The sequence below is a fragment of the Streptomyces sp. SA15 genome, assembly GCF_002291145.1.
Taxonomy (GTDB): Bacteria; Actinomycetota; Actinomycetes; order Streptomycetales; family Streptomycetaceae; genus Streptomyces.
In genome coordinates, this window is record NZ_NTGE01000162.1 from 1 (window position 1) to 22305 (window position 22305).

3 protein-coding genes are annotated in these 22305 nt (G+C 75.2%); 2 read left to right on the forward strand and 1 reads right to left on the reverse strand.

Annotated features, from left to right (window positions below; translation table 11 throughout):
* Positions 1-220: hypothetical protein (locus CLM62_RS52210; protein WP_257004277.1), on the reverse strand; the 220-nt coding region annotated here is incomplete at its 3' end.
* Between CLM62_RS52210 and CLM62_RS35680 the strand changes: the two genes are divergently transcribed.
* Both CLM62_RS35680 and CLM62_RS35685 read left to right on the forward strand, forming a co-directional pair.
* Positions 209-10441: a type I polyketide synthase gene (locus CLM62_RS35680; RefSeq protein ID WP_306457959.1), complete on the forward strand. Its 10233-nt coding sequence runs from the start codon at positions 209-211 to the stop codon at positions 10439-10441. The two genes, CLM62_RS52210 and CLM62_RS35680, sit on opposite strands and share 12 nt — an antisense overlap.
* Positions 10442-10446: 5 nt before the next feature.
* Positions 10447-22215 carry a type I polyketide synthase gene (locus CLM62_RS35685; RefSeq protein ID WP_095754038.1) on the forward strand — a complete coding sequence of 3923 codons (11769 nt, stop codon included), beginning with the start codon at positions 10447-10449 and terminating at the stop codon, positions 22213-22215.
* Positions 22216-22305 lie beyond the last annotated feature (90 nt).

Consider the following 22305-nt stretch of genomic DNA (forward strand, 5'->3'; position numbering starts at 1 on the left):
CGACGCGGCCGTCTTCGCCGTCGCCGACGTCGACTGGCCGCTGTTCCACCCGGTCCTCACCAGCCGGCGCCCCCGGCCGGTCGTCTCCGGCCTGCCCGAAGTGCGGGCGCTGCGCCCGGCGCCGGCCGCGGCGCAGCCCGCCGCCGGAGCGGACGTCACCGACCTGGAACGCCGGCTGCGTGACCTGGTACTCACCGAGGCCGCAGCGGTGCTCGGGCACGCCTCCCGCGACGCCATCGACCCGCTGCGCCCCTTCCGCGACGCCGGGTTCGAGTCGCTCACCGCCGTGCGCTTCCGTGACCGGATCGCCGCCCAGACCGGGCTGAACCTCTCGGCGACCCTCGTCTTCGACCACCCCACTCCCGAAGCGGTCGTGGCCCACGTGCGGGCCGAGCTGACCGGGGAGCGCCCCGACGAGGCGGAGCCGGTCCGCACCGGCTCGCACGACGAGGACCCGGTGGTCATCGTCGGCATGGCCTGCCGCTACCCCGGCGGGGTCCGCGACCCGGAGGGCCTGTGGGAGCTGGTCCACTCCGGAAGCGACGGCACAGGCGACTTCCCCACGGACCGCGGCTGGGACCTGGCGGCGCTGCGGCGGGCCGCCCCGCACCTGGCCCTCAGGGCCGGTTTCCTCCCCGACGCCGCCGACTTCGACGCCGCCTTCTTCGGCATCTCGCCACGCGAGGCGCTGGCCATGGACCCGCAGCAGCGGCTCCTGCTCGAAGCCTCCTGGGAGGCCGTGGAGGCCGCCGGCATCGATCCGGCCTCACTGCGCGGCACCCGCACCGGAGTGTTCGCCGGCGTGGCCGGCTCCGACTACGGTGCCGCCCTTGCCGGTTCGCCCGAGGCGGAGGGCTATCTGATGACCGGAACGGCCACCAGCGTGGTCTCCGGCCGGATCGCCTACACCCTCGGCCTGCAAGGCCCCGCGATGACCATCGACACGGCCTGCTCCTCCTCGCTGGTGGCCCTGCACACGGCCGTCGGCGCGCTGCACAAGGGCGAGTGCGACCTCGCCCTGGCCACCGGCGTCGCCGTCATCTCCACCCCGGCCGCGTTCGTGGACTTCGCCAAGCAGGACGGGCTCGCGGCGGACGGCCGCTGCAAGGCGTTCGCGGCCGGCGCCGACGGCACCAACTGGGCCGAGGGCGTGGGTGTGCTGCTCGTCGAGCGGCTCTCCGACGCCCGCCGCAACGGCCATCGCGTGCTGGCCGTGGTCCGCGGCAGCGCGGTCAACTCCGACGGCGCCTCGAACGGGCTCGCCGCACCCAACGGCGGCGCGCAGCAGCGGGTCGTCCGGCAGGCCCTGGCGGACGCCGGGCTGACCGCCCTGGAAGTCGACGCCCTGGAGGCGCACGGCACCGGGACCGCGCTGGGCGACCCGATCGAGGCGCAGGCCGTGCTGGCCACCTACGGCCAGGACCGGCCCGCCGACCGGCCGCTGTGGCTTGGCTCGCTGAAGTCGAACATCGGCCACAGCGCCGCCGCCGCCGGGGTCGGCGGCGTGATCAAGATGGTGCAGGCGATGCGGTACGGAGTGCTGCCGCCCACCCTGCACGTCGACGAGCCGACCCCCGAGGTCGACTGGTCCTCGGGCGCGGTGGAACTGCTCACCGCGACGCGGGACTGGCCCGAGACCGGGCGGCCACGCCGCGCGGCGGTGTCCTCGTTCGGCGTCAGCGGCACCAACGCACACGTCATCCTCGAACAGGGCCCCGACGTGGTCCCTGCCCCTGATGCGGCCCTCGCCCCCGACCCGGCCCCCGCCCCGGCGGAGAGCCCCGGCGGCGACGCCGTGCCGTGGCTGCTGTCCGGGCGCTCCGCCCAGGCGCTGCGCGACCAGGCGGCCCGCCTCGCCGCCCACCTGACGGACCGTGACCTGCCGGCCGACGCGATCGGACACACGCTGCTCGCCTCCCGCACCGTCTTCGAGCACCGGGCCGTCGTGCTGGGCGGCACCACCGGCGCTCTCGTCGCGGGGCTGGACGCACTCGCCGCCGGAGAACCGGCCCCGTCGGTGGTCGTCGGCGCGCCCCGGCCGACCGGCCGCGGACCCGTCCTCGTCTTCCCCGGGCAGGGCGGCCAATGGCCCGGCATGGCGGCCGAACTCCTCGACACCTGCCCGGCCTTCGCCGCCCGCTGGGCCGAGTGCGAGCGCGCCCTCGCGCCGTACACCGACGTCTCGCTCACGGACGCGGTCCGCGACGGCGCGGCCCTGGACCGGGTCGACGTCGTCCAGCCCGTGCTCTTCGCGGTCATGGTGTCGCTGGCCGAGGTGTGGCGCTCGTACGGCGTACGGCCCGCCGCGGTGATCGGGCACTCGCAGGGCGAGATCGCCGCCGCCTGCGTCGCGGGAGCCCTGTCCCTCGACGACGCCGCCCGCGTTGTCGCGCTGCGCGCCAGGGCGCTCGGCGCGCTGGCCGGCGCCGGCGGCATGGTCTCCGTCGCCCTCCCACCCGCCGAGGCCGAGGCCTGGCTGCCGCGCTGGGAGGGGCGGATCTCCGTGGCGGCGGTCAACGGCCCCTCCTCCGTAGTGGTCTCCGGTGAACCGGCGGCGCTGGACGAGCTGATGGAGCACGCCCGCGCCCAGGACGTCCGGGTGCGCCGCATAGAGGTCGACTACGCCTCGCACTCGGCGCAGGTGGCCCGCATCGAGGACGAGATCCTCCGGCTGCTCGAACCGGTCCGGCCGCGGGCGTCCGAGATCCCCTTCTTCTCCACCGTCTCCGCGCTGTGGCAGGACACCACCGCGCTGGACGCCGCCTACTGGTACCGCAACCTGCGCGAGCCGGTGCTGTTCGCCCCGTCCGTCGGCGCGCTCATCGACCAGGGGCACACGGTGTTCGTCGAGGTCAGCCCGCACCCGGTGCTCACCTCCGGCCTGCTGGAGACCGCCGAACGCGCCGACGCGGACCCGACGGTGACCGGCACCCTGCGCCGGGGCGAGGGCGGACTCGCCCGGATACGCGCCTCGCTCGCCGAGCTGTGGGTGCGCGGTACCCCCGTGGACTGGTCGGCCGCGCTCGACCCGGCTCCGGCCGGACCGGTGCCGCTGCCCACCTACGCCTTCCAGCGCAGCCGCTACTGGCCCGCTCCCCGCCCGGCGGCGGCCGACCCGGTGTACGAGACCTTCTGGCGGGCCGTGGACGAGGCGGACCTGCCCGCGCTGACCGGCACCCTCGGCGTCACCGACGACCAGCCGCTGCGCGAGGTGCTGCCCGCTCTGTCGGCCTGGCGGCGCAGCCGTACGGAACAAGCCGTCATCGACAGCTGGCGCTACCGCGTGGTCTGGAAGCGGCTGCCGGAGGCGGCCCCCGCCGAACTTCCCGGCACATGGCTCCTGGTGACACCAGAGGGCGCCACCGAGGAACCGGCCGCCACCGCCGCGCTGCGGGCGGTGCGGGACGCGGCCGGGCACACCGTGACCCTCACCGTCGGCAGCGGCGACGAGCCGGCCGCACTCGCGGCGGCGCTGCGCGACGCGCTGGACGGCGTGAACGCGGCCGGCGTGGTCACGCTGACGGGCACGGACGTCTCACCGCATCCGGCGAGCCCGGTCGTCCCGCTGGGCACGGCCCTCACCGTCACCCTGCTCCAGGCACTGGACACGGCCGGCATCGAGGCGCCGCTGTGGTGCCTGACGCACGGTGCCGTCGCCACCGCCGACGACACCGCCGGACCCGGCAGCCCGCTCCAGTCGGCCCTCTGGGCCCTGGGCCGGATCGCGGCCGTGGAGGCCCCGGGCACCTGGGGCGGTCTCATCGACCTGCCCGACGCCTTCGACGACAGCACCGCGGACCGGCTGGTGTCGGTCCTCGCCGGCCTGGACGGCGAGGACCAGGTGGCGCTGCGCGCCTCGGGCACGTACGGCCGCAGGCTGGAACGTGCCAACCCCACTGCCGCACCGGGCTCCGGCTGGCGCCCGCGGGGGACCGTGCTGGTGACCGGTGGCACCGGCGCGCTCGGCGGGCGCGTCGCCCGCTGGCTCGCCCGGGAGGGCGCCGAGCACATCGTGCTCACCAGCCGCCGCGGTCCGCAGGCGCCGGGAGCCGACGACCTGGCGGCCGAACTGACCGGCCTCGGGGCCCGGGTGACCATGCTGTCCTGCGACCTGAGCGTGCCGTCGGAGGCGGTCGCGCTGGTCGACCGGATCCAGCGCGACGGCGACCGGATCGGGGCGGTCATCCACACCGCGGGCGCGGGCGGCCTCGGGCCGCTCGCCGACGCGGGCCTGGACGACATCGAGCTGGCCATGGCCGGCAAGGTCGCCGGCATCGACAACCTGGAGCGGGCGCTGGACGACGAACAACTCGATGTCGTCGTCTACTTCTCCTCCATCAGCGCCTCGTGGGGCGCCGGCGACCACGGCATCTACGCGGCGGCCAACGCCGTCCTGGACGCCCGCGCCGAGGCCCGGCACGCGGCCGGCGTGCACACCGTGTCGGTGGCCTGGGCGCCCTGGGGCGGCGGCGGCATGATCGACGACCCGGCCGTCGCCGACACCCTGAACCGCATGGGTCTGCCCCTGGTGGACCCCGACCTGGCGATCAGCGGTCTCGCGACGATCCTCGCCGAGGGGGAGGAGTCGCTCCTCCTCGTGGACGTGGACTGGGGCCGGTTCATCCCGCAGTTCACCATGCGCCGCCCCAGCCGTCTGTTCGACGAACTGCCCGAGGCGCGGGCCGAGGAGGCCGACGCGGGGCCCGCCACGGCCGACGCCCTCTCCCCGCTGGCCCGCCGGCTGGCCGGACTGAGCGGGGCCAAGCGCGCCACGGCGCTGCGCGACCTCGTGCGCGAGCACGTCGCCGCGGTGCTCGGCCACAGCGACCCGGCGGCCGTCGACGCCGGCCGGGCGCTGAAGGACCTCGGCTTCGACTCGCTGACGGCGGTGGAACTGCGCGACCGGCTGAGCACCGTGGCCGGGATGCGGCTGCCGGCCACCCTGGTCTTCGACCATCCCACCATCGCCGAACTGGCCGACTTCCTGGCCCGCGGCCTGGAGCCGGAGACGGCCCGGCCGACCGCGGCACCCGCCACCGTCGTACGCGTCGACCAGGACGAGCCGATCGCGATCGTCGCCATGGCCTGCCGCTATCCCGGCGACATCGCCTCCGCCGAGGACCTGTGGCGTGCCGTCCGCGACGAGCGGGACATGATCACCCCGTTCCCGACGGACCGCGGCTGGCCGCTGCACCGGCTCGTGGACGCCGACCCCGACCGGCCCGGCACCAGCTACGTCGACCACGGCGGATTCCTCCACGACGCGGGCGACTTCGACCCGGGCTTCTTCGGCATCTCACCGCGCGAGGCCCAGGCGATGGATCCGCAGCACCGGCTGCTGCTCGAATCGTCCTGGGAGGTCCTGGAACGCGCGGGCATCCCCCCGAGGTCTCTGCGGGGCAGCCGGACCGGCGTCTACGTCGGCCTGACCGACCAGACCTACGGCACCCGGCTGCGCGGTTCGACCGACGGCATGGAGGGCTTCCTCGTCAGCGCGGCCTCCAGCGTCGCCTCCGGCCGGATCTCCTACTCGCTCGGCCTGCAGGGCCCCGCGCTGACCGTGGACACGGCCTGCTCCTCCTCCCTGGTGACCCTGCACACCGCCGCCCAGGCCCTGCGGGGCGGTGAGTGCGACCTGGCGATCGCGGCCGGTGCCACCGTCATGCCGGACCCCACCTCCTTCGTCGCCTTCAGCCGGCAGCGTGGACTGGCCGCCAACGGCCGGTGCAAGCCGTTCGCCGCCGCCGCGGACGGGTTCTCCCTCGGCGAGGGCGTGGGCGTCGTCCTGGTGGAGCGGCTGTCCGACGCCCGCCGGCTCGGGCACCCCGTGCTGGCGCTGATCCGTGGCTCCGCCGTCAACCAGGACGGCGCGTCCAACGGGATCACCGCGCCCAACGGCCCCTCCCAGGAGCGGGTCATCCGGCAGGCCCTGGTCAACGCCGAGCTGCCCGCCTCGGCGGTGGACCTGCTGGAGGCGCACGGCACGGGCACGACGCTCGGCGACCCGATCGAGGCGCAGGCCCTGCTGGCCACCTACGGCCAGGACCGCCCCGCCGACCGCCCGCTGCGGCTCGGCTCGGTGAAGTCGAACATCGGGCACACCCAGGCCGCCGCCGGCATGGCCGGCGTCATCAAGACGGTGCAGGCCATGCGGCACGAGCTGATGCCGCGCACCCTGCACGTGGACGAGCCCAGCCCGCACGTGGACTGGAGCTCCGGAGCGGTGGAACTCCTCGCCCGGGCACGGGAGTGGCCGCGCACCGGCGAGCCGCGCCGTGCCGGGATCTCCGCGTTCGGCATCAGCGGCACGAACGCGCACGTGATCCTGGAGGAGGCCCCCGCGGAGTTCCAGGCCGAGGGCGCCGCCGCGACCGCGGACGGCGCCGGGCAGCGGCCGGGCGAGGCAGACGCCGCCCGCCCCGTGCCGCTCGTCGTCTCCGCCCGCACCCCTCAGGCGCTGCGCGACCAGGCCGCCCGGCTGAGCGCCCACCTGGACCGGAGCGCGGACACGGTCGCCGACCTCGCCCACTCGCTGGCCACCACGCGCAGCGTGCTGGACCGGGCGGCGGTCGTCGTCGCCGCGGACCCGGACGAACTGCGCCGCGGTCTGGCCGACCTGACCACCGGCGCCGTCGCCGAAGAGCGGGCCGAGGGCGGCCTCGCCTTCCTCTTCACCGGGCAGGGCGCCCAGCGCGTCGGCATGGGACGCGCCCTGTACGACGCCTTCCCCGGTTTCGCCGCCGCCTTCGACGAGGTGTGCGCGGAACTCGACCGGCATCTGCCCCGCCCGCTGCGCACGGTCCTGTGGGCCGAGCCCGGGACGGACGAGGCCGCGCTGCTCGACCAGACCCTCTACACCCAGACCGGCCTCTTCGCCGTAGAGGTGGCCCTGTTCCGGCTGCTGGAGCAGTGGGGGACACGGCCCGACGCGCTGCTCGGCCATTCGGTGGGTGAACTCGCCGCCGCGCACGTGGCCGGCGTGTGGTCGACCGCCGACGCGGCCCGGGTGGTCGCCGCGCGCGCCCGGCTGATGCAGGAACTGCCCGAGGGCGGCGCGATGCTGTCGGTCGCCGCGGCAGAGGACGACGTGTCCGCCGCACTCGGCGACACGTTCGCCGAGGTCGCCGTCGCCGCGGTCAACGGCCCCGCGTCGCTGGTGCTGTCCGGCACCGAGGAGGCCGTGACGGCCGCCGACGCCCGGCTCGCCGAGGCCGGTTCGCGCACCAAGCGGCTCACCGTCAGCCACGCCTTCCACTCCCCGCTGATGGAGCCGATGCTCGCCGCGTACGAGCGGGAACTCGCCCAGGTGGCCTTCGCGGAGCCGACGCTGCCCGTCGTCTGCGACCTCACTGGCGACATCGCCGACGCCGGGCAGCTGTGCGACCCCGCCTACTGGGTGCGGCAGGTGCGGGAGGCGGTGCGATTCGCGGACGGCGTGCGCACCCTGCTCGACGAGGGCGTGACCACCTTCCTGGAGCTGGGCCCGGACGGCGTGCTGACCGCCATGGCCCAGGAGTCGGCCGGGGAGCGGGCCGTCGGCATCGCCGCCCAGCGCCGCGACCGCGACCAGGTGCGCACCCTGCTCACCGCGCTCGGCAGGCTCCATGTGCGCACCGAACGCGTCGACTGGACCGCGTTCTTCGAGGGCTCCGGTGCCCGCCGGGTGGACCTGCCCACCTACGCCTTCCAGCGCCGCCACTACTGGCTGGACGCGCCGGCGGGCGGCGCCGAGGCCCTGACCGGCGCCGGCCTGGCGGGCACCGGCCACCCGCTGCTGACGGCCTCCGTGACCCTGCCGGGAACGGACGAAGCCCTCTTCAGCGGCAGCCTGTCCGGCATCTGGGACGGACGGGCCCTGTCCGGCGGCGAGATCATGGACCTGGCGCTGTGGGCGGGCGGCGGCCTCGGCTGCCACCGGATCGCCGAGCTGGACGTCGCCGCCGCGGTGCCCTGCGCCGCCGAGGCGCCGCTGCAACTGGTGGTGGCGGCACCCGACGATGCCGGAAACCGCGCGTTCACCCTCCACACCGGGCCGGTGGACGCCGAACCCGGCGGCGCCGACGCGCCCTGGACCCGGATCGCCCACGGTGTGTTCGACGGCAGCTCCGCCGGGCCCGCGCCCGAGCCGGATGCCGGGACCTGGCCGCCGGCCGACGCCGAACCCGTCGGCGCCGACCTCGTCTGGCGCCGGGCGGACGAGCTGTTCGCCGAACTGGCGCCGGCCGAGCGGGACTCGGCTCAGGCCGACCGGTTCGGCCTGCACCCCGAGCTGCTGGCGGGCCTGACGGAACTGATCGTCGAACTGGCCGGTGAACCGGTCCGCTTCACCGGAGTGACCCGGTACGCCACCGGCGCCACCGAGCTGCGCGTCCACCTGACCCGCAGCGCTCCGGACGCGGTCACCATGGTGCTGTCGGACGTGGCCGGCGAGCCGGTGCTGTCGGTGGACCGGGTCCTGGTCCGGCCGGCCGGCTCGCCGGGGCGTCCGGCCGCGGACGCCGGACCGAACGACCTGTACCGGCTGACCTGGACCCAGGTGGACGCCGTGGACCTCGCCCCGGACCCGGGCTGGGCGGTGGTGGGGACCGCGGCCGACGACCTGGCCAAGGTGCTGGACGCACAGGGCGCCCGGGTGACCGCCCATCCTGATCTCGCCTCCCTCGCCGAGGCCGGCGACGGACTCGGCCTGCTCGTCCTGCCGGTGGAGACGGAACCCGGAACCCCCGTGGAGTCCGCGCGCCGCACCGTGCACCGCACCCTGGAACTGGTCAGGGAAACCCTCGTCGACACCCGGCCGGGCACCCGGATCGTCTTCGTCACCCGGTCGGCCGCGGCCACCGCGGACGACACGGCCGTGGACCCGGCACAGGCCGCGGTGCGCGGGCTGCTGCTGTCCGCGCAGGCGGAGCACCCCGACCGGTTCCTCCTGGTCGACCTCGGCGACCGGGAGGAGGACGCCGACCTGCTCACGGCGGCCGTGGGCACCGCTCTGGCGGCGGCTGAGCCGCATCTCGCGGTCCGCGACGGCCGGTTGCTCGCCCCGCGGCTGGCCCGGGTCACCGACCAGCCGCACGACTGCGCCGACCGGACCGGCGCGGGCGACGGGCACGGCACGGTGCTGGTCACCGGTGCCACCGGCGGCATCGGCACCGAGATCGTGCGGCACCTGGCGGCCGAGCACGGGGTACGCCGGCTGCTGCTGCTCACCCGGCAGGGCCCGGACGACCCGCGGGCCGGGGAGCTGGGCCGTGAGCTGGCGGAGTACGGCGCCGAGGCGACGTTCGCGGCCTGCGACACCGCCGACCGGGCGGCCCTTGCGGCCGTCCTGGCCGAGGTGCCGGCCGAACACCCGGTGACGGCGGTGGTGCACATCGCTGGCGTCGTGGACGACGGCGTGCTGACCACGCTGACCCCCGAGCGGGTCGACACGGTGCTGCGGCCCAAGGCCGACGCCGCGCAGCACCTGCACGAGCTGACCGCCGGCCTGGAGCTGTCCCACTTCGTGCTGTTCTCCTCTGGCGTCGGTGTGCTCGGGGGCGCCGGACAGGCCAACTACGCCGCGGCCAACGCCTTCCTGGACGCCCTGGCCCACCAGCGGCGCGCGGCCGGGCTTCCGGCGACCTCGGTCGCCTGGGGCCTGTGGGAGACCGCCTCCGGCATGTCGGCGCGCCTGTCCGAGGTGGACCGGCGGCGGATGGCCCACGCGGGCGTACGGGCGCTGTCCCCACGGCAGGGACTGGCACTGTTCGACCGGGTGTGGCGCTCCGCCGCAGCCACCCTGGTCCCGATGGGCCTCGATACGGCCGTACTGCGCCGCAAGGCCGCCGACGCCACCCTCTCCGCCCCGCTGCGCGGACTGGTCCGCACCCCGCTGCGCCGGGCCGCGGCCGGCATCGGGCAGGCGGCGGGGCAGTCCTTCGCGCAGCGGCTGGCCGAGCAGTCCGAGAGCGGGCGGCGTCAGCTGCTGCTGGAGCTGATCGAGCGACACGTCGCGACGGTGCTCGACTACGGCGCCGACACCCGGCTCGACGCCAAGCGCTCCTTCCGGGAGCTGGGCTTCGACTCGCTCACCGCGGTGGAGCTGCGCAACGGCCTGGTCGCCGCGACGGGTGTGCAGTTGTCCGCCGCGCTGGTCTTCGACTACCCCACGGCGGCCGCGCTCGCCGAGCATCTGGAAAGCAAGCTCCTCGGCTCGGTGGCCGGGGCGCCGCTGCCGGTGCTCACCCAGCTCGACCACCTGGAAGCCACGCTCGCGGCGCCCCCGGCCGACATCGCCACCCGCGAGCAGATCGCGGCCCGGCTGCGCGCCCTGGCCTCCGCCTTCGGCGCGGAGCCCGACGCCGGCGGCGGCACCGACGACGGCGACATCACCAGCAAGCTCGATTCCGCCACGGATGAAGAGCTTTTCGACTTCATCAACGTGGAATTCGGAGAGGACTGAGCGGGATGGCCAACGAGCAGCAGCTGCGCGACTACCTCAAGCGGGTCAGCGCCGATCTGCACCGCACGCGCCGGCGCCTGGCCGACGTGGAGGCGCAGAGCACCGAGTCGGTCGCGATCATCGGGATGTCCTGCCGCTACCCCGGCGGCGTCGCCTCGCCCGAGGACCTGTGGCGGCTGGTGAGCGAGGGGACCGACGCGATCGGGCCCTTCCCCACCGACCGGGGCTGGGACCTGGACGGCCTCCACCACCCCGACCCCGACCACCCCGGCACCTGCTACGCCGACGCGGGCGGTTTCGTCGACGACATCGCCTCGTTCGACGCGGCCTTCTTCGGCATCTCCCCGCGCGAAGCGCAGTCCATGGATCCCCAGCAGCGGCTGCTGCTGGAGACCTCCTGGGAAGCGCTGGAACAGGCCGGCCTCGACATCCTCGCGCTGCGCGGCAGCCGTACCGGCGTGTTCGCCGGCCTGAACCAGCAGGACTACGGCACCCTGCTGGCCGCCTCACCGGACGGGCTGGGCAGCTACGGCGCCACCGGCACGTCCAACAGCGTGCTCTCCGGCCGCGTCTCCTACGTACTGGGCCTGGAGGGCCCGGCCGTCACTGTCGACACCGCCTGCTCCTCCTCGCTGGTGAGCCTGCATCTGGCCGTGCAGGCGCTGCGCAACGGAGAGTGCGACCTCGCCCTGGCCGGCGGCGCGACGACGCTGTCCACCTCCGCCGTGCACGTGGCGCTGTCCGCACAGCGAGCGTTGTCGCCCGACGGCCGCTCCAAGGCGTTCTCCGCGGCGGCCGACGGCGCCGGCTGGAGCGAGGGCGTAGGTGTCCTGGCCGTCGAGCGGCTCTCGGACGCCCGTCGGCTCGGCCACCGGGTGCTCGCCGTCCTGCGCGGCAGCGCCGTCAACCAGGACGGCGCGTCCAACGGGCTGACCGCGCCCAACGGCCCCTCGCAGCAGCGGGTCATCCGCCAGGCGCTGGCCGACGCGGGCCTCACGTCCGCCGACGTGGACGTGGTCGAGGCGCACGGCACCGGCACCAGCCTGGGCGACCCGATCGAGGCGGACGCCCTGCTGGCCACCTACGGCCGGGCCAGGCCCACCGACCGGCCGCTGTGGCTGGGCTCGCTGAAGTCGAACATCGGCCACAGCGGAGCCGCCGCCGGCGTCGGCGGTGTCATCAAGATGGTGGAGGCGCTGCGGCACGGCGTCCTGCCCAAGACGCTGCACGCCGAGGAACCCACCCCGAACGTCGACTGGTCCTCGGGCGCCGTGGAACTCCTCAACCAGGCCCGCGACTGGCCCGCCTCCGGCACACCCCGCCGGGCCGCCGTCTCGTCCTTCGGCATCAGCGGCACCAACGCACACGTCATCCTCGAAGAGGCTCCCGAACAGGCCCCCGCGGAGACGGAGACCGGCGACGAGGCACCCGAGGCAACCGTCCCGCCGCTGCTGCCCTGGGTGCTGTCCGCGCGCAGCGAGCCCGCGCTGCGCGGCCAGGCCCGCGCCCTGCGCGCCCACCTGCTGGCCCACCCCGAACCGACCGACGCCGACGTGGCCCTCTCCCTCGCCACCACCCGCAGCGGGCTGGAGCACCGGGCCGCCGTACTCGCCGCCGACCGGGACGGATTCCTCGACGCCCTGGACGCGCTCGCCGCCGACCGCCCCGCCGAGGGAGTACTGCGCGGCACCCCCGCAGAGGGCAAGGTCGTGTTCGTCTTCCCCGGCCAGGGCGCGCAGTGGGCCGGCATGGCCCGGGAACTCCTCGACACCTCACCGGTGTTCGCCGCCAAGGCGGCCGAGTGCGCCGCGGTCATCGAGGAGTTCGTGGACTTCGAGGTCCTCGACGTGCTGCGCGACGAGCCCGGCGCCGCCTCCATGGACCGCATCGAGGTCGTCCAGCCCGTGCTGTTCACCGTCATGGTGTCGCTGGCCGAGGTGTGGCAGTCCCAGGGGGTCCGGCCCGACGCCGTGGTCGGCAGCTCACAGGGCGAGATCGCCGCCGCCCACGTCGCGGGCGGGCTGGACCTTCAGGACGCGGCCCGCGTGATCTGCCTGCGCAGCCAGTTGCTGGCCGAGACCCTGGTCGGCAAGGGCGCCGTCGCGTCGGTGGCGCTGCCCGCCGACGAGGTGCGCGAGCGGCTGCGGCGCTGGGACGGCCGGCTGTCCGTCGCCGGCGTCAACGGGCCCCGCATCGTCGCGGTGGCCGGAGACGACGCGGCGCTCGCCGAGTTCGTCGACGAGTGCGCCCGCGACGACGTCCGCGCCAGGATGGTGGCCGCCACTGTGCCGACGCACTGCGCCCTCGTCGACCCGCTGCGCGAGCGGCTGCTGGAACTGCTGGCCCCGGTCCGGCCCCGGTCCGGGACCGTGCCGCTGTACTCGACGGTGACCGGGGGCCTGCTGGACACCGCCACCATGGACGCCGGCCACTGGTACGACAACACGCGCGCGCCGGTGCTTTTCGAACCGGTCGTGCGCGCCCTCCTCGCCGAGGGACACAGCGCCTTCGTCGAGTCCAGCGCGCACCCGGTGCTGGCCATGGCCGTCGAGCAGACCGTCGACGCCACAGGGGCGCCCGGTGTCGTCGTGGAGTCCCTGCGGCGCGACGAGGGCGGCCTCGGCCGGATGCTGACCTCCCTGGCCAAGGCCCACCTGGGCGGCGTCCGCGTCGACTGGCCCACGGTGTTCACCGGTACCGGCGCCCGTACCGTGGAACTGCCCACCTACGCCTTCCAGCGCAGCCGCTACTGGGCCGAGGCCGGCGCCCGCACCGGCGACATCGGTTCCGTCGGCCTGTCGTCGGTCGACCACCCGCTGCTCGGCGCCCTGGTGCGGATGGCCGACGGCGACGGCGCCCTGCTCACCGGACGCCTGTCCCTGCACACGCAGAGCTGGCTCGCCGCGCACGGCGTGTCCGACCGGGTGATCTTCCCCGGCACCGGCTTCGTGGAACTGGCCGTGCTCGCCGGTGACCAGGTCGGCTGCGGCCGCATCGAGGAACTCACCCTGCACACGCCGCTCGTCGTGCCCCGCACCGGCGCGCTGGCCGTACAGGCGCACGTCGAAGCGGCCGACGAGACCGGGGCGCGGGCAGTGGGCGTGTACTCCCGCCCGGAGGACGCCGCCGCCGACGCGCCGTGGACCCGGCACGCCTCGGGCGTCCTGGTCGCCGAATCCGACGCGGATACCGAGTCTCTCACCGGGGCCTGGCCGCCCGAGGGCGCCCGGCCGGTGGACATCTCCCACCTGTACGAGCGCATGGCCGAGGCCGGCTACCAGTACGGCCCCGAGTTCCGCGGCCTGCGGCAGGTGTGGCACCTGGACGGCGAGGTGTACGCAGAGGTGGCGCTGCCCGACGACGAGCACTCCGCCGCCGAGCGCTTCGGCCTGCACCCGGCGCTCTTCGACGCCGCCCTGCACTCCATGTTCACGTGGGACGGCGACGACGGCGCGGGCGTCGGCATGCCGTTCTCCTGGAGCGGCGTACGCCTGCACGCCACCGGCTGCGCCCGGCTGCGCGCGCGGCTTTCCCGGCGCGGTGAGAACGAGGTCGCCGTGGCCCTCGCGGACGAGACCGGCGAACCCGTCGTCTCCGTCGACTCCCTCGTCGTACGGCGGATGACTGAGGGCGCGCTGAGCACCGTGCGCTCCGACGCGCTGTACCGGCTCGACTGGAAGCCCGTACCGGCCGTGCAGGACCCGGCCGCACCCCCCTGCGTCGTACTGGGCGAGGACACCCTGGGCCTTCGCGCCGCCCTGCCCGGCACCGATGCCGCGGCCGGCCTGGAGGAACTGGCGGCCCGCGTCGCCGTGGACGGCACCGCCGTCACCGCGCTGCTGCCGGTCACCGGGCACGCGGTCGCCGGGCACGCGGGCGACACGGTCGTCGACACCCTCGCCCTGGTGCAGGCCTGGACAGCCGACAGCCGGCTCGACGACAGCCGGCTCGTCGTGGTCACCCGCGGCGCGGTGGCGAGCGCCGCGGGCGAGGACGTGACCGACCTCGGCGCAGCCGGTGTGTGGGGACTGCTGCGTTCGGCGCAGAACGAGCACCCCGGCCGCTTCGGCCTCGTCGACCTCGACCGGGCCGCCGAGTCCGCCGCCGCGCTCGGCGCGGCACTCGCCTCGGGCGAGGAGCAGATCGCCGTGCGCTCCGGCGCGGCGCGCACCCCGCGGCTGGCCCGCTGGGAGACCTCCACCGCCATCCTGCCCCCGGCCGGGGCCCCCGCCTGGCGGCTGGAGAACACCAGGCCCGGCACCATCGACGGCCTGGCCGCGCTGCCCTGCCCGGACGTCCTCGAACCGCTGCGGCCGCGTCAGGTGCGCATCGCCGTCAGGGCCGCCGGCATCAACTTCAAGGACGTCGTCGTCGCCCTCGACCTGGTCGAGGGCCTGACCGGCCTGGGCGGCGAGGTCGCCGGAGTGGTCACCGCCGTCGGCTCCGACGTCACCCACCACCGGGTCGGCGACCGGGTGTTCGGCCTGTCGACCGAGGTCTTCGGCCCGGTCACCGTCGCCGACGAACGCACCCTGCACCGCATGCCCGACGGCTGGACCTTCGAGGAGGCCGCCTCCGTCTGCGTCGCCTACCTGACCGCCCACTACGGGCTCGTCGACCTCGGGGGCCTGCGCCCCCGCCAGTCCGTGCTCATCCACGCCGCCGCCGGTGGCGTCGGCAGCGCCGCCGTCCAACTCGCCCGCCACCTCGGCGCCGAGGTCTACGCCACCGCCAGCCCCGGCAAGTGGGACACCCTGCGCGGCTGGGGACTGGACGCCGCGCACATCGCCAACTCGCGGACCCTCGACTTCGAGCACTGGTTCCTCCAGTCCACCGACGGGCGCGGCATGGACGTCGTCCTGGACTGCCTGGCCGGGGAGTTCGTCGACGCGGGCCTCAGGCTGCTGCCGCGCGGCGGACATTTCCTGGAGATGGGCAAGACCGACAAGCGCGATCCCGAACAGGTCGCCACCGCCCACCCGGGTGTCGTCTACCAGGCCTACGACCTGCCCGAAGCCGGACTCGACCGCATCCACGAGATGCTGGCCACGCTCGCCCCGCTGTTCGCCGACGGCACCCTGCGCCCGCCGCACATCACCACCTGGGACATCCGGGAGGCCCGCGCCGCCTTCCGGGCCCTGAGCCAGGCCGCCCTCGTCGGCAAGGCCGTGCTCACCGTCCCGGGCGACCCGTTCCCCTCCCACGGCACCGTGCTGATCACCGGCGGCACCGGTACCCTCGGCGCGCTGCTCGCCCGCCACCTGGTCACCCGGCACGGCGTCACCAGCCTGCTGCTGACCAGTCGGCGCGGCATGAACGCCCCGGGCGCGACGGAGCTCGCGGAGGAACTGACCCGGGCAGGTGCCCAGGTGACCGTCGCGGCCTGCGACATCTCCGACCGCGACCAGGTGGCCGCCCTCCTCGCGGACCTTCCCGCCGAACAGCCGCTCACCGCCGTCCTGCACACCGCCGGCGCACTGGACGACGGCCTCCTCGAATCCCTCACCGCCGAGCGGACCAGGGCCGTGCTGCGCCCCAAGGTGACCGGTGCGCTGCACCTGCACGAGCTCACCCGTGACCTCGACCTGAGCGCCTTCGTGCTGTTCTCCTCGATGGCCGGCACCATGGGCGCCCCCGGCCAGGGCAACTACGCGGCCGCCAACGTGATGCTGGACGCCCTCGCCGCCCACCGGCGCGCCCTGGGGCTGCCCGGGCTCTCCCTGGCCTGGGGTTTCTGGGCACAGCGCAGCGAGATGTCCGGTCACCTCGACGACCGCGACATGCAGCGGATGAGCCGCGGCGGCGTCGTGCCGATGAGCGGCGAGGAGGGCCTGGCCGTCTTCGACCTGGCGTGCCGCTCCGACCACGCCCAGCTCGTGCCCGCCAAGCTCAACCTGGCCGCGCTCGCCGGAACCTCCGGCCGCGTCCCACCCGTCATGCGGGCACTGGTGCCCTCCCCGGCCAGGCGGTCCGGCCGCCGGTCGGCGCAGGCCGAGGGCGGCTCGCTGCGTGAGCGGCTGGTGCCGCTCACCGGCACCGAACGCATGAGGATCCTGCTCCAGCTGGTCCGCTCGCACGCCGCGACCGTGCTCGGGCACTCCGACCCCGAAGCGGTCGGCTCGACGGCACCCTTCCGCGAACTGGGCTTCGACTCGCTGACCGCCGTGGAGTTCCGCAACCGGCTGACAGGCGCCGTCGGCTTCCGGCTGCCGGTCACCGTGGTCTTCGACCACCCGACCCCCGGCGCACTGGCCGACTTCCTCGCCGCCGAACTCCTCGGCGACCTGGACGAGCCCGCACGCCCCGGAGCCGCCGCGCCCACCCCCGCCGCCACCCGCACCGACGACGAACCCCTCGTGATCGTCGGCATGGCGTGCCGCTACCCCGGCGGCATCACCTCGCCCGAACAGCTGTGGGACTTCGTCCTGGACGAGCGGGACGCCGTCTCCGGCTTCCCCGCGGACCGGGGCTGGACCAGCGAGCCGCCCGCCGACGGGTCCGTGCCGCAGCAGGGCGGATTCCTCGACCGGGTCGCCGAGTTCGACGCGGCGTTCTTCGGGATCTCACCCCGCGAGGCCCTGACCATGGACCCACAGCAGCGGCTGCTGCTGGAGACGTCCTGGGAAGCCCTGGAACGGGCCGGTATCGCCCCCGACACGCTGCGTGGCAGCCGCACCGGCGTCTTCGTCGGCGCTGCGGCCTCCGGCTACACCAGCCTCTTCCGGCGCGGCTCGCAGGCCCTGGCCGGATACGGCGTCACCGGGGCATCCGCCAGCGTGGTCTCCGGCCGCGTGTCCTACGTCCTCGGCCTGGAAGGACCCGCGGTGACCGTGGACACCGCCTGCTCCTCGTCGCTGGTCGCCCTGCACACCGCCGCCCAGGCGCTGCGCGACGGCGACTGCGACCTCGCCCTCGCCGGCGGCGTCGCCGTGATGACCAGCCCGTTCCTCTTCGACGACTTCGCCAAGCAGGGCGGCCTCGCGCCCGACGGCCGCTGCAAGGCGTTCGCGGCGACCGCGGACGGCACCGGCTGGGCCGAAGGCACCGGCATGATCCTGATCGAACGGCTCTCCGACGCCCACCGCAACGGACACCCCGTACTCGCCGTCCTGCGGGGCAGCGCCATCAACCAGGACGGCGCGTCAAACGGGCTGACCGCGCCCAGCGGCCCCGCGCAACAGCGCGTCATCCGGCAGGCCCTGGAGCGCGCTGGACTGACCGCCGCCGACGTGGACGCCGTCGAAGCACACGGCACCGGCACGACCCTCGGCGACCCCATCGAGGCCGAGGCGGTCCTCGCCACCTATGGCCGGGGCCGCACCGAGAGCCGGCCACTGCTGCTCGGCTCGCTGAAGTCCAACATCGGACACAGCCAGGCCGCTGCCGGCATCGGCGGAGTGATCAAGATGGTGCAGGCCCTGCGACACGCCGTACTGCCCCGCACCCTGCACATCGACGAACCCACCCCGCACGTCGACTGGTCCTCGGGCACGGTGGAACTGCTCACCGAGCGGCAGCCGTGGCCGGACACCGGCCGTCCGCGCCGCGCCGGCGTGTCCTCCTTCGGCGTGAGCGGCACCAACGCCCACGTCATCCTCGAACAGGCCATCGAGCCGGAGTCCGCGGCCACGCCCCAGACCCCCCTGCCGGTCACCCCGTGGCTGCTCTCCGGGCACGACGAACCCGCCCTGCGCGCCCAGGCGGAGACCCTGCTGACGCATCTGCGCCGACAGCCGGAGGGCTCGGTCACCGACATCGGCCACTCCCTGGCCACCCGGCGCACCGCACTGGAGCACCGGGCGGTGCTGCCGGTCACCGACCGAGCGGAAGGGCTCGCCCGGCTCGCTGAGTTCACCGCCGGCCGGAACCCCGACGGGCTGCTGCGCGGCACCGCCGACGACGAGGGCGGCCTCGCGCTGCTGTTCGCCGGACAGGGCTCCCAGCGCCCCGGCATGGGGCGGGAGCTGTACGCGGCCTTCCCCGCGTTCGCCCGCGCCTTCGACGAGGTCTGCGCACATGTCGACCCCTTGCTCGGCAGGCCCCTGCGGGAGACCGTGTTCACCGCCGAGGCCGGTGAACTCGACCGGACCGCGATCACGCAGCCCGCCCTGTTCGCCCTCGAAGTGGCCCTGTTCCGGCTGCTGGAGTCCTGGGGTGTGGTCCCCGACCACCTCCTCGGGCACTCCGTCGGCGAGATCGCCGCCGCCCACGCGGCAGGCGTCCTCGACCTCGCCGACGCCACCCGGCTCGTGGTCGCCCGCGGCCGCCTCATGCAGGCCCTGCCGGCCGGCGGAGCCATGCTGGCCGTGCAGGCCGGGGAGACCGAGGCGGCCGAGGCACTCACCGCGGTGCTGGGTGAGCACGCGGACACCGTGGACATCGCCGCCGTCAACGGTCCCCGCGCGGTGGTGTTCTCCGGCACCGCCGCATCCGTCGACGCCCTTGAGGCGCACTTCACCGAGCAGCGCCGGCGCACCCGCCGGCTCGGCGTCAGTCACGCCTTCCACTCGCCGCTCATGGCTCCGATGCTCGACGAGTTCGCCGCCGTGGTCGCCGAGCTGTCCTTCGCCGCGCCCCGCCTCCCCGTCGTCTCCAATCTCACGGGTACCGTCCTCGGCGCCGACGAGTACGCCGACCCGCGGTACTGGGTGCGGCACGCCCGGCACACCGTCCGCTTCGCCGACGGCGTGGCCGCCCTCGTCGAGGGGGGCGTCACCTCCTTCCTGGAACTGGGACCTGACGCGACGCTCACCACGATGGCCGAGGACTGCCTCGACACCGCCCCCACCGGGGCGTGCACCTCGCTGCTGCGACGCACCGGGGCGGAGCCGGACACCCTTCTCACCGCCCTGGCCCGCGCCCACACGCACGGCGTCACCGTGAACTGGGACGCCGTTTTCGACGGCACCGGGGCCCGTCCGCTGGACCTGCCGACCTACGCCTTCCAGCGGACGGCCTACTGGCCCGCCGAGTCCACCGCCGAACGCGGCGACCTGTCCTCGGCCGGCCTGGACGGCACCGGACACCCCCTGATCGGCGCCATGGTCCGCTCCGCCACCGGCGGCGACACCCTGTTCACCGGCGAACTCTCCCTCGCCGCGCAGCCCTGGCTGGCCGACCACCGGATCCTGGACGCCGTCCTCTTCCCCGGCACCGGCTTCCTCGAACTCGCCCTGTGGGCGGGCGACCGCCTCGGCGCGGGCCACGTCGACGAACTCGTCGTCCACAGCCCGCTGGTCCTGCCCGAGCGCGGCGGCGTGACCGTCCAGGTCGTCGTCGGCGACGCCACGGACGAGGACCGCAGGCCGGTCGCCGTCTACTCCCGCGCCGCAGGCACCACCGAGTGGATCCGGCACGCGGAAGGACAGCTCACCGCCGGCCCCGCACCGCAACCGGCAGGCCCGCCCGCCCTCTGGCCGCCGCAGGGCGCCGAACCCGTCGAACTGGACGACTTCTACGCCGGCCTGGCCACCGCCGGTACCTCCTACGGGCCGGTGTTCCAGGGCCTGACCGCGGCCTGGCGGCTGAACGGCGAGGTCTACGCCGAAGTGACACTGCCGGCCCAGGCAGCCGACGACGCCAAGGCCTTCGGCGTCCACCCCGCGCTGCTGGACGCCGCCCTGCACACCCTCGCGTTCCTGCCCTCCGCCCACCGCGACAGCGGCCCGTTCCTGCCGTTCGCCTGGCGGAACGTCGCTGTGCCGGCCCCGGGCGCCACCACCTGCCGGATCCGCCTCGCGGCCGGAACCGGCACCGACGAGGTGACCGCCACCCTCTGGGACGGTGACGGACAGCCGCTCGTGTCCGTGGACGGACTGAGCCTGCGCACCGTCTCCCGCGCCCAACTGGGCACGTCCGTGGCCTCGTCCCTGTTCCGCGTGGACTGGACGCCCGCAGCCCAGCCGGAGGCCGCCGGCGCCCCGACGGTCCGCTGGGCCGTGGTGGGCGCCGACGCCGCCGAGACGCCCGACGTCGACCACTACCCTGACCTCGCGGCCCTGCGCCGGCACATCGCCGACGGCGGCCCGGCGCCCGACCAGGTTCTCCTGCCCTGCGGCCCCTCCGCCGCCGGCATCGAGGCAGCCGCCGCCCGCACCGCCGTGCACACGGCCCTCGACACCCTGCGCACCTGGGTGGAGGACGAACACTTCGTCAAGAGCCGGCTGGTGCTGTGCACCCGCGGCGCCGTCGAGACCCAACCCGACGACGGCGTACGGGACCTGGCGCACAGCGCGGTGTGGGGCCTGGCCCGCAGCGCACAGCTCGAACACCCCGACCGGCTGCTCCTGGTCGACCTCGACACCGACACCACGCTCGACGACCTCATCCGATCGCAGGTCCTGGCCCGAGCGGAGACCGCCGAAGCCGCTCAGTTCGCGATCCGCGGCGACCTGCCCCTCGTGCCGAACCTCGCCCGCCACACCGCGCAAGCCCCGGCGCCGGACGACCCGTGGCCGGCCGACGGCACCACCCTGATCACCGGCGCCGGAGGCATGATCGGCGGACTGCTCGCCCGGCACCTCGTCCGGGAGCACGGCGTACGCCATCTGCTGCTGCTCGGCCGCCGCGGCGAGGAGACGCCCGGCATGGCCGACCTCCGCCGGGAACTGGCCGAAGCAGGAGCCGAAGTCCATGTCGCCGCCTGCGACGCGGCCGACCGGGACGCCCTGGCCGCCGTACTCGACCGGATTCCGCCCACGGCACCCCTGACCGCCGTCGTGCACGCCGCGGGCGTCGTCGACGACGGGCTGCTCGCCTCGCTCACCGAGGAGCAGGTCGACCGCGTCCTGCGGCCGAAGATCGACGCCGTGGTGAACCTGCACCACCTCACGGCCCCTCTCGGCCTGCGCGCCTTCGCCCTCTGCTCCTCCCTCGCCGGAACCCTCGGCGGCGGCGGTCAGTCCGCCTACGCCGCGGCCAACGCCTACCTCGACGCACTGTGCCGGCGCCGCCGCGCCGACGGCCTGCCCGCACTCGCGCTCGCGTGGGGCCCCTGGGAGGCCGAGGGCGGCATGACCGCCCAACTCGCCGCCACCGACCTGCGACGCATCGCCCGCTCGGGCATGCTGCCGCTCAGCCTCGACGACGGACTGGCCCTCTTCGACGCTGCTCTCGCCTCCGGTGAACCGGTGCTGCTGCCCTTCCGGTTCGAGCCCCGCGGGCTGTCCGCCGCCGACCGGGCGGCTCTGCCCGCCGCCCTGCGCGCCCTCGTCCCCCCGCCGCGGAGCCGCACGTCCGGGCCCGGCAACAGCCCCGCCGCACTCCGCGACCGGCTGCGCCCCCTGGCCCAGGACGACCGCGTCGACGCACTGGAGAACCTCGTGCGCGGCGAGGTCGCCACGGTCCTGGCCCTGCCGTCGCCGGACGCGGTCCCGGTCACCAGGGCGTTCAAGAGCCTCGGCTTCGACTCCCTGATGGCCGTCGACCTCCGCAACCGCCTCAGCACCCTCACAGGGGTACGGCTCCCCGCGACCCTGGTCTTCGACCACCCCAACGCACGCGCGCTGGCCGCCCGCCTGCTCAGCGGCATGGAGCTGGACCCGGCCACCGCCACCGACCCGGCCCTGCTCGCCCTGCGGGACCTGGAAACCGCGGTCCGCTCGATGGGGCCCGGGAACACCGAGGACCGCGGGGTGATGGCGACCCGGCTGCGGGTGCTGCTCGCGACGCTGGAGGAGAGGGACGACGAGCAGCCGACGAAGAACGTCGACCTCGACTCGGTCAGCGCCGAGGAACTCGTCTCCCTGCTCGACGACGAGTTCGGCCTGTCCTGACCGGAACCGACCGCCCGTCGCCCACCCCGATGTGGGCAACCCGCCCAGAACTTAGGGGTGTTCGCGGTCCTGAACTGGGGCCGGGAGGCA

Excerpts from the sequence above, each read along its gene's own strand:
- CLM62_RS35685 (WP_095754038.1), top strand. The coding sequence starts at position 10,447 with ATGGCCAACGAGCAGCAGCTGCGCGACTACCTCAAGCGGGTCAGCGCC.